This is a genomic window from Actinomycetota bacterium (assembly GCA_035759705.1).
Classification (GTDB): Bacteria; Actinomycetota; CADDZG01; order JAHWKV01; family JAHWKV01; genus JAJCYE01.
Window position 1 is genome coordinate 1 of sequence record DASTUJ010000209.1, and the last position, 6431, is coordinate 6431.

General features: G+C 66.8%; 7 protein-coding genes. 5 read left to right on the plus strand and 2 right to left on the minus strand.

All coding sequences use genetic code 11. The features are described from left to right. The first annotated feature begins 83 nt into the window (after window positions 1-83). On the plus strand, window positions 84-1178 hold the full coding sequence (locus VFV09_14735) for a winged helix DNA-binding domain-containing protein (protein ID HEU4868967.1): 1095 nt from the start codon (window positions 84-86) through the stop codon (window positions 1176-1178). A 7-nt stretch (window positions 1179-1185) separates the two neighbouring features. On the opposite strand, the gene VFV09_14740 is transcribed toward VFV09_14735, so the two are convergent. Together VFV09_14740 and VFV09_14745 are read right to left on the minus strand one after the other, a co-directional pair. Then, window positions 1186-1557, minus strand: coding sequence for a VOC family protein (locus VFV09_14740; protein ID HEU4868968.1), 372 nt, complete (start codon window positions 1555-1557; stop codon window positions 1186-1188). 19 nt (window positions 1558-1576) lie between these two features. After that, on the minus strand, window positions 1577-2059 hold the full coding sequence (locus VFV09_14745) for a transcriptional repressor (protein HEU4868969.1): 483 nt from the start codon (window positions 2057-2059) through the stop codon (window positions 1577-1579). A gap of 171 nt (window positions 2060-2230) precedes the next feature. On the opposite strand from VFV09_14745, the gene VFV09_14750 reads away from it, so the two are divergent. From VFV09_14750 to VFV09_14765, 4 genes are all read left to right on the plus strand, one after another. Next, window positions 2231-2431: a hypothetical protein gene (locus tag VFV09_14750; protein ID HEU4868970.1), complete on the plus strand. Its 201-nt coding sequence runs from the start codon at window positions 2231-2233 to the stop codon at window positions 2429-2431. 215 nt (window positions 2432-2646) lie between these two features. Further along, complete coding sequence (locus VFV09_14755) at window positions 2647-3414, plus strand: hypothetical protein (GenBank protein ID HEU4868971.1); 768 nt, start codon at window positions 2647-2649, stop codon at window positions 3412-3414. 137 nt (window positions 3415-3551) lie between these two features. Then, the gene (locus VFV09_14760) at window positions 3552-5864 is read left to right on the plus strand and encodes a copper resistance protein CopC (protein ID HEU4868972.1); all 2313 of its coding nucleotides are present in this window, start codon (window positions 3552-3554) and stop codon (window positions 5862-5864) included. 76 nt (window positions 5865-5940) lie between these two features. Then, window positions 5941-6431, plus strand: a 491-nt coding sequence (locus tag VFV09_14765; protein HEU4868973.1) for a hypothetical protein, incomplete at its 3' end; no start/stop codon positions are given.

Here is a 6431-nt window from a genome sequence, read left to right on the forward strand (position 1 = left end):
GTGTACCGGGGGCATCCGGGTCGAAGGGCTTCCGGAAGCTAAGCCCACCCCGCCCTTTGATTGGCCGAAGTAGATTTGTGGCTATGGCCGACCGGATCCTGACCCTGAGGGAGCTCAACCGGACCATCCTGGCCCGCCAGATGCTTGTATCCCGTACATCCGGCTCGGCACCCGAGGCGGTCTCCCGGCTCGTCGGCCTGCAGGCCCAGTCCGCCATGGCGCCGTTCGTCGGGCTGTGGACGCGTGTGGAAAATCTCAGCCGTGAGGAGGTTGCCGGGCTCATCGAGGACAGGACCATCCTCAAGGCGACGATGATGAGGGGCACGCTGCACCTGCTCACAGCGGCGGACTATCTCGAGTTCCGCTCCACGCTCCAGCCGGTGTTCGACGGCGCCCTCGCCGGGATTCTCAAGGGCCGGGCGGACGGCCTCGACGTGCCGAAGCTGCTCGCTGCAGCGAAGCCCTTCCTCGCTGAGTCGCCCCGGTCCTTTGCCGAGCTGACAAGGATGGCCGAGAAGCTTCTACCGGGGACCGACCCGGGCGCCATGCGTTACACGATCCGGATGAGGCTTCCCCTGGTTCAGGTGCCCGTCGCCAAAGGGTGGAGCTTCCCGGGCAACCCGAAGTACGCCCTGGCGGAGTCCTGGCTGGGGAGAACCGTTCCGCCCGGAGACCGGTTCAAAGAACTCGTCCTTCGTTACCTGTCGGCATTCGGCCCCGCCTCGGCCGCGGACCTGCAGACGTGGAGCGGCCTGGGAAAGGAGCGAATGGAAGCGCTGAGGCCCGAACTCAAGACCTACCGGGACGAAAAGGGGAAGGAGTTGTTCGACCGCCCCGACCTGAACATCGAGGACCCGGACCACCCCGCTCCGGAACGCTTCCTTCCGGAGTACGACAATCTCCTGCTTTCGCACGCCAACCGCACCCGGGTGATCGCCGATGAACACCGCTCGAAGGTCTACATCCCGGTTCTCAGGGTCCGGTCGACGATCCTCGTGGACGGGTTCGTCGCGGGGACCTGGAAGGTCGAGAAGTCCAAAGGCACGGCCACGCTGATAGTCGAGCCGTTTGCCAAGCTGTCCCGATCAAGCCGGACGGCACTCTCCGAAGAGGGCGAGATGCTGGTCCGCTTCGTGGGCTACGACGCCAAGCTGCACGAGGTCAGGTTCGAGACCTAGAGCAGCCTTACGGTCTCGGGGGCAGTTCCTGGACCGCCCAGGCGTTGCCGTCCGGGTCGCTGAAGAAGACGAACTTTCCCCAAGGAAACTCCTGAAGCTCGCTCGCCTCGACGCCGTTCTGCACCAGATGCTCACGGGCGGCCGCAGCATCCGCCACAACGATCTGCATCCCTTTGACCGATCCGGGCTCCGCATCGGTCACCCCCTTGCCTACCGCGATCGAGCAGGCGGATCCCGGCGGGGTCAGTTGGACGAACCGAACCTGGTCGTTCACCGTATGGTCCTGGTCCAGGTTGAATCCGACCTGGCCCGAGTAGAAGGCGATCGCTCGGTCCACGTCGGTGACCGGAATTGCGACCAATTCGAGTTTCCAATCCACGGCTGCTTTCCTTTCGTCCTTAGCGGCAGGCTGGGCAGAGTCCCTCGAGGTCGACCCGGTGCGTCCGGACGTCGAAACCGGTCTCCTCGGCGGCCTGGCGGGCGGCCTCGGCCACCGCCTTCTCGAGCTTGGCGGAGGCGCTCACGTCGGCCATCGTTCCGCACGAGGAGCAGATCAGGTGGTGATGGTGGTGGCCGCTGACGTCCTCGGCCAGCTCGAAGCGGCCCAGGTCGTCGGTCCCGGAGACCCGGCGGGCGACATCGGCCTCGCACAGGATCGTCAGGTTCCGGTAGGCCGAGCTGACGGTCACCGTGCCTGCGGCGGCCAGGATCTCGGGAATGGTCAGGGGACGTTTGGCTGCGGCCATGGCCTCAACCAATGCTCGCCGGCACGACGTGTACCGCTGTTCGGCAGCCGTCAGCCGAAGCGCAGCCTCCCGGTGCAGGCCCTCGTTGCCGGCTGCGGCGTCCGTGCCGTCGCCGCCGGAGACCCGCCGGCTCAAATGCGTTGTTGACCTGATGCGAACCTCCTAAGTTCACCAAGCCGCCTAACGTTGCCTGTCAATCATAAAAGCTCGGGGCCGGCACCACCGGTCATAGAGTAGCCGGGCGACTTAAGCAAGCCAAGATGAGATCATTGGGGAACACCCGAACCGGCTCAAAGGAGGGTTTCCGTGGCTTCCTTCAAATGTATGGACCCCATGTGCGGCGTAACGCTCGTCGAGGATGAGGACGACGTGGTTCTCTGCCCCAAGTGCGACAAGCAGATGGAGGAGTACTTCCCGGAGATCACCGCCTGCGACGTGCCGCCGGAGGAGAACGCGGCCGACGCAAGCCCGCTGGCCCAAGCAATTTCCGCCAAGTTCACGAACTGATTCGTCGCCTGCGCAGGTAGCGGCCCAACCGCTGCGCTCCCCGCCGCATCACGGGTTCCCGCCGGTACCCCGGGTATAATTCGGGACCCGACGCAGACCAGGAAGGCCGTGCCCTGCGGTTCAAACGAAACTCCGAGGTTCCCGAGACTCCCGTGGAGGGTTCACAGTCCCTAATCTCCCGCGTGCGAAACCGCGGAAAGGTTCACACCGCTGAAGTGAATGACGCTCCCCCCAGCCGCTGGGCCACCCTCCGGGCTCTCAGCCACACCGCCGGCCTGGTGCTTCTCGGAATCCTTCCCTTTGCCCTGTTCGCGTACTTTTCGATCGGAGAGGACGCTCCGGAAGAACAGGAGACCCCCGACGTGGTCGACGAGGATGCGCTGAACGCCACCTCCGTCCAGCTGGCCTTCCCCTTTGCCGGCCCGCCTCCGGCGCCCCTGGCGCCGACTCCGCCGGTGGACAACGTCCCACTCGAGATCCCCGAGACAACGGTTCCGGCCTCAGCCAAACAGTGCTCCAACGGCAAGGACGATGACCGGGACGGTAAGAGGGATTACCCAAGCGACCGGGGCTGCAGCTCACGTTCCGACTCGTCCGAGTCCCCCAACCCGCCACTGCCCAAGCCGGCCCCGCCCAAGGCTCCTGCGCCTGCGCCGGTAGCAGGGCTGCCGGCTCCGCCGGCCCCCGCTCCCAAGCCGGCGCCGGCACCACCGGCGGGCAAGACCGCGTGCACCAACGGACTCGACGACGACGGCGACGGCTTGAGGGACGGCGCCGACCCCGGCTGCTCGGGTTCCCTGGACCTCAACGAGAAGGATCCTCCACCTCCTCCGCCCCCACCGCCGCCGCCGCCACCTCCACCTCCCCCTGCGGAGCCGCCTCCTCCTCCGCCGCCTCCACCTGCGGAGCCACCCCCGCCCCCGCCGCCTCCACCCGCGGAGCCACCGCCACCGCCACCTCCCGCTCCCCCGAGCGGCCCTTGACACCTGGGAGTGCCGGACCAAAAGGTTCTTGAGACGGCCTTAAACTGGTCCAGGTGAGACCGATAAGGACCCAAGCGATCCGACTGACTGATCGGGTTCCTGCGCGTGCCCGATGCCGCCGGTTTGGCGTTCTTGTCATGGCGGTCACCGTCCTGCTCTGGACCGCAGCACCTGCCTGGGCGCACACCTCCCTCAGCAGGAGCACGCCCGCGAACCTCAGCCGCCTGGCCGCCGCTCCGGCCACTATCGAGCTGGAGTTCACCGACCCCGTGGACCCGGACACGGTTACCGTCGAAATCCTCGACGTCGACGGCAAGTCATACGAAGGGGCCGAGCGGTCCACCGAAGGCGGCAAAGACACCACCCGGGTGGACTTCACCCTCCCCGACCTTCCCGAGGGCACCTACGGCATCAGCTGGCAATCCATCGGTGGCGACGGTCACCGGGCGGCCGGGGAGGTCGTGTTCGGGGTGGGCAGCGTATCGCAGGACCAGGTCAACGACGCCCGGTTCCAGGCGGTCTCGCCCGAGGACCGGGCGGTCGACACGGCCGGAGCCGTTGGGCGCTTCCTTTGGTACACGGGCCTCAGCCTCGCCGTCGGGGCGATGTTCGTCCTCATCTGGATGGCGGGCGCCTCCGGCACCTGGACGGACTCGGGACGTTCCCTGTGGCGGCTCGCCCGAACCTGGCTCGCCCGGGGCCTCTTACTGGCCTTTGTGGGAGCAGCGGTCCGCCTGACCTCCACTCTTCTCACGCTGGGTGGAACCTTCCCGGACGGGTCGGTCGCCGACCGACTGGGCCGAGCCCTCTCCACCGGCGCCACGATGTTCGAGATACTCGTGCTGGTCTTCCTGGCCGTAGCGGTCCGGTTCACCGACGGGATCTCCACCGCCCCCTACCTCGGCCGGGGCGATCAGCGGTGGCGCAACATCGGAATATTCGTGGCTCTGGCGGTGCTGGCCGGCTCCACCGGCGGCCACCTGGCGGTCAATCGAGCCCCCGAGATCGCCATCGCGGTCAGTTCGGCCCACATCCTGGCCGCCGCACTCTGGATTGGACCGCTTTACATCGCCGTCCTCTGGCTCGCCGCCTCCTCCCGCACCGAATTGCCCGCCGGGGAGCGCTCGGCGCTGCTTACGGCGTTCTTTCCCCGGTTCGCCCGCGTCGCCGGGTGGAGCCTGCTGGTACTGGTCATCACCGGCGCCGAGGCGCTCTGGGCGAACATCGGCACCAACCTGTTCGGGAACCGCTACGGGCTGGCCCTCACGGTAAAGCTGATCCTGCTGGCCGTCGTCATCCTGCCGCTGGCCTGGGCGCACGATCGGAAGGTCAAGGAGGAGCCGGACAGGCTCAGCGAGCCGAAGTTCGGCAAGAGCCTGCGCCTGGAGGTCGGAGCGCTGGCCGCCGTGCTGGTGCTTGCGTCCTCGCTCGCGGTCCTGAACCCCACCGCCGGCGGTGACGCAACCAGTTCCGAGACCCCCGCCGAGGACGTCCTGGCCGCCCAGCCGGTCTCCGACGTGCAGGAGTGCGAAGGCTTGAGCGTGGGCCAGCCGAACTGCTACCAGACCTACTTCTCCGGCGTGATGAAGCGTGACGACGCGGGAGCTGCGGTCGCCGAGATCCTGAAGCTCACCGCGACGGACCAGTTCGTCGCCTCGCAGTGCCACCAGATCACCCACGACCTGGGACGGGAGGCCGCGGGCTACTACGACACCCTCGGCGAGGCGTTGTCGTTCGAAGCGTCCGCCTGCTGGTCGGGGTACTACCACGGTGTCGTCGAGCAGCGGATGTCGGAGTACGACGATGCCGAGCTTCTGGAGGAGGTTGCAGGCTTCTGCAAGGACCCGGCGAAGGACCAGTACTCGTTCGTCCACTACAACTGCGTACACGGTGTAGGGCACGGGATCATGCTGCGTTTCGACGCCGACCTGTTCGCCTCCACCCCGTACTGTGAGAAGTACCGGGACCCCTGGGAGCTGAGCTCGTGTGTCTCCGGAGCGATCATGCAGAACGTTGTCTCCGCCCAGGAGGGCCACACCGGGGCCACCTTCAAGGCGGGCGACCTGGTTTACCCGTGCAACGAGATCGCAACCGAGTACAAGGACGAGTGCTGGGGCATGCAGACCTCGTACATCCTCTGGCAGTCGAACCAGGACCTGGCCAAGGGCTTCGAGATCTGCGACACCGTCGAGCCCGACTTCGCCGACGACTGCTACCAGAGCATGGGCCGCGACATCAGCGGCAACTCCCTGCTCGACTCGGCCGAGGTGGTGTCCGGCTGCGCCCTCGGTGGGGCGGCCTTGAGGGAGCACTGCATAGTCGGGGCGTCGCTGAATGCCGTGTTCAACGACCACAACACGGAAAAGGCGACCGAGCTCTGCGGGATGGTCGAGGAGACCTACAAACAGGCGTGCCTGGAGGCCAGGGACCGGGCCGCGGAATCCTTCTGAAGCACGCTCCGACCGCCGCCTATCGGACCTTTCGGCCCGTGACTGTGGTGTACTAATCGTCATGGTTTCGGATCGAATGAACCGCTTCAGGTACCGCATGAACACCCGGCGCTACGAGATGCGCAGGGATAACGCTCTCAGGATCGCCCGCCTCAGGTACCGGCTCGACAACATGGCGATGGGCGGCGTTCTGAAGATCGCACTGCTCGTCCTGTTGGGCGCAACCCCGTTCGTTCTGTACTTCCTGTTGCAGTCGGATACGCCAACCGCGGTGGAGGACCCGGTCAGCAACATAAGCAGAAACACCAACCCCCCGGCGCCGTTGGTCCTGCCGTTCACCCCCAGCCCCACGCCTTCGATCGACCCGAGCCCCACCCCTTCGGCCTCCCCGTCCCCGTCGCCTTCGCCCAGCCCGAGCCCCGCGGCTCAGTGCTCGAACGGAAAGGACGACGACAAAGACGGCCGGACGGACTTCCCCACCGACAAGGGGTGCTCTTCGCGTACCGACAGGAGCGAGTCCCCGGATCCAAGCCCGACGCCCCCGGCTCCGGCGCCCGCGCCTGCTCC

What these genes read in the sequence shown, in the direction of transcription:
- VFV09_14735 (HEU4868967.1), top strand. Translation starts at nt 84, where the DNA reads ATGGCCGACCGGATCCTGACCCTGAGGGAGCTCAACCGGACCATCCTG.
- VFV09_14760 (HEU4868972.1), top strand. Translation starts at nt 3,552, where the DNA reads ATGGCGGTCACCGTCCTGCTCTGGACCGCAGCACCTGCCTGGGCGCAC.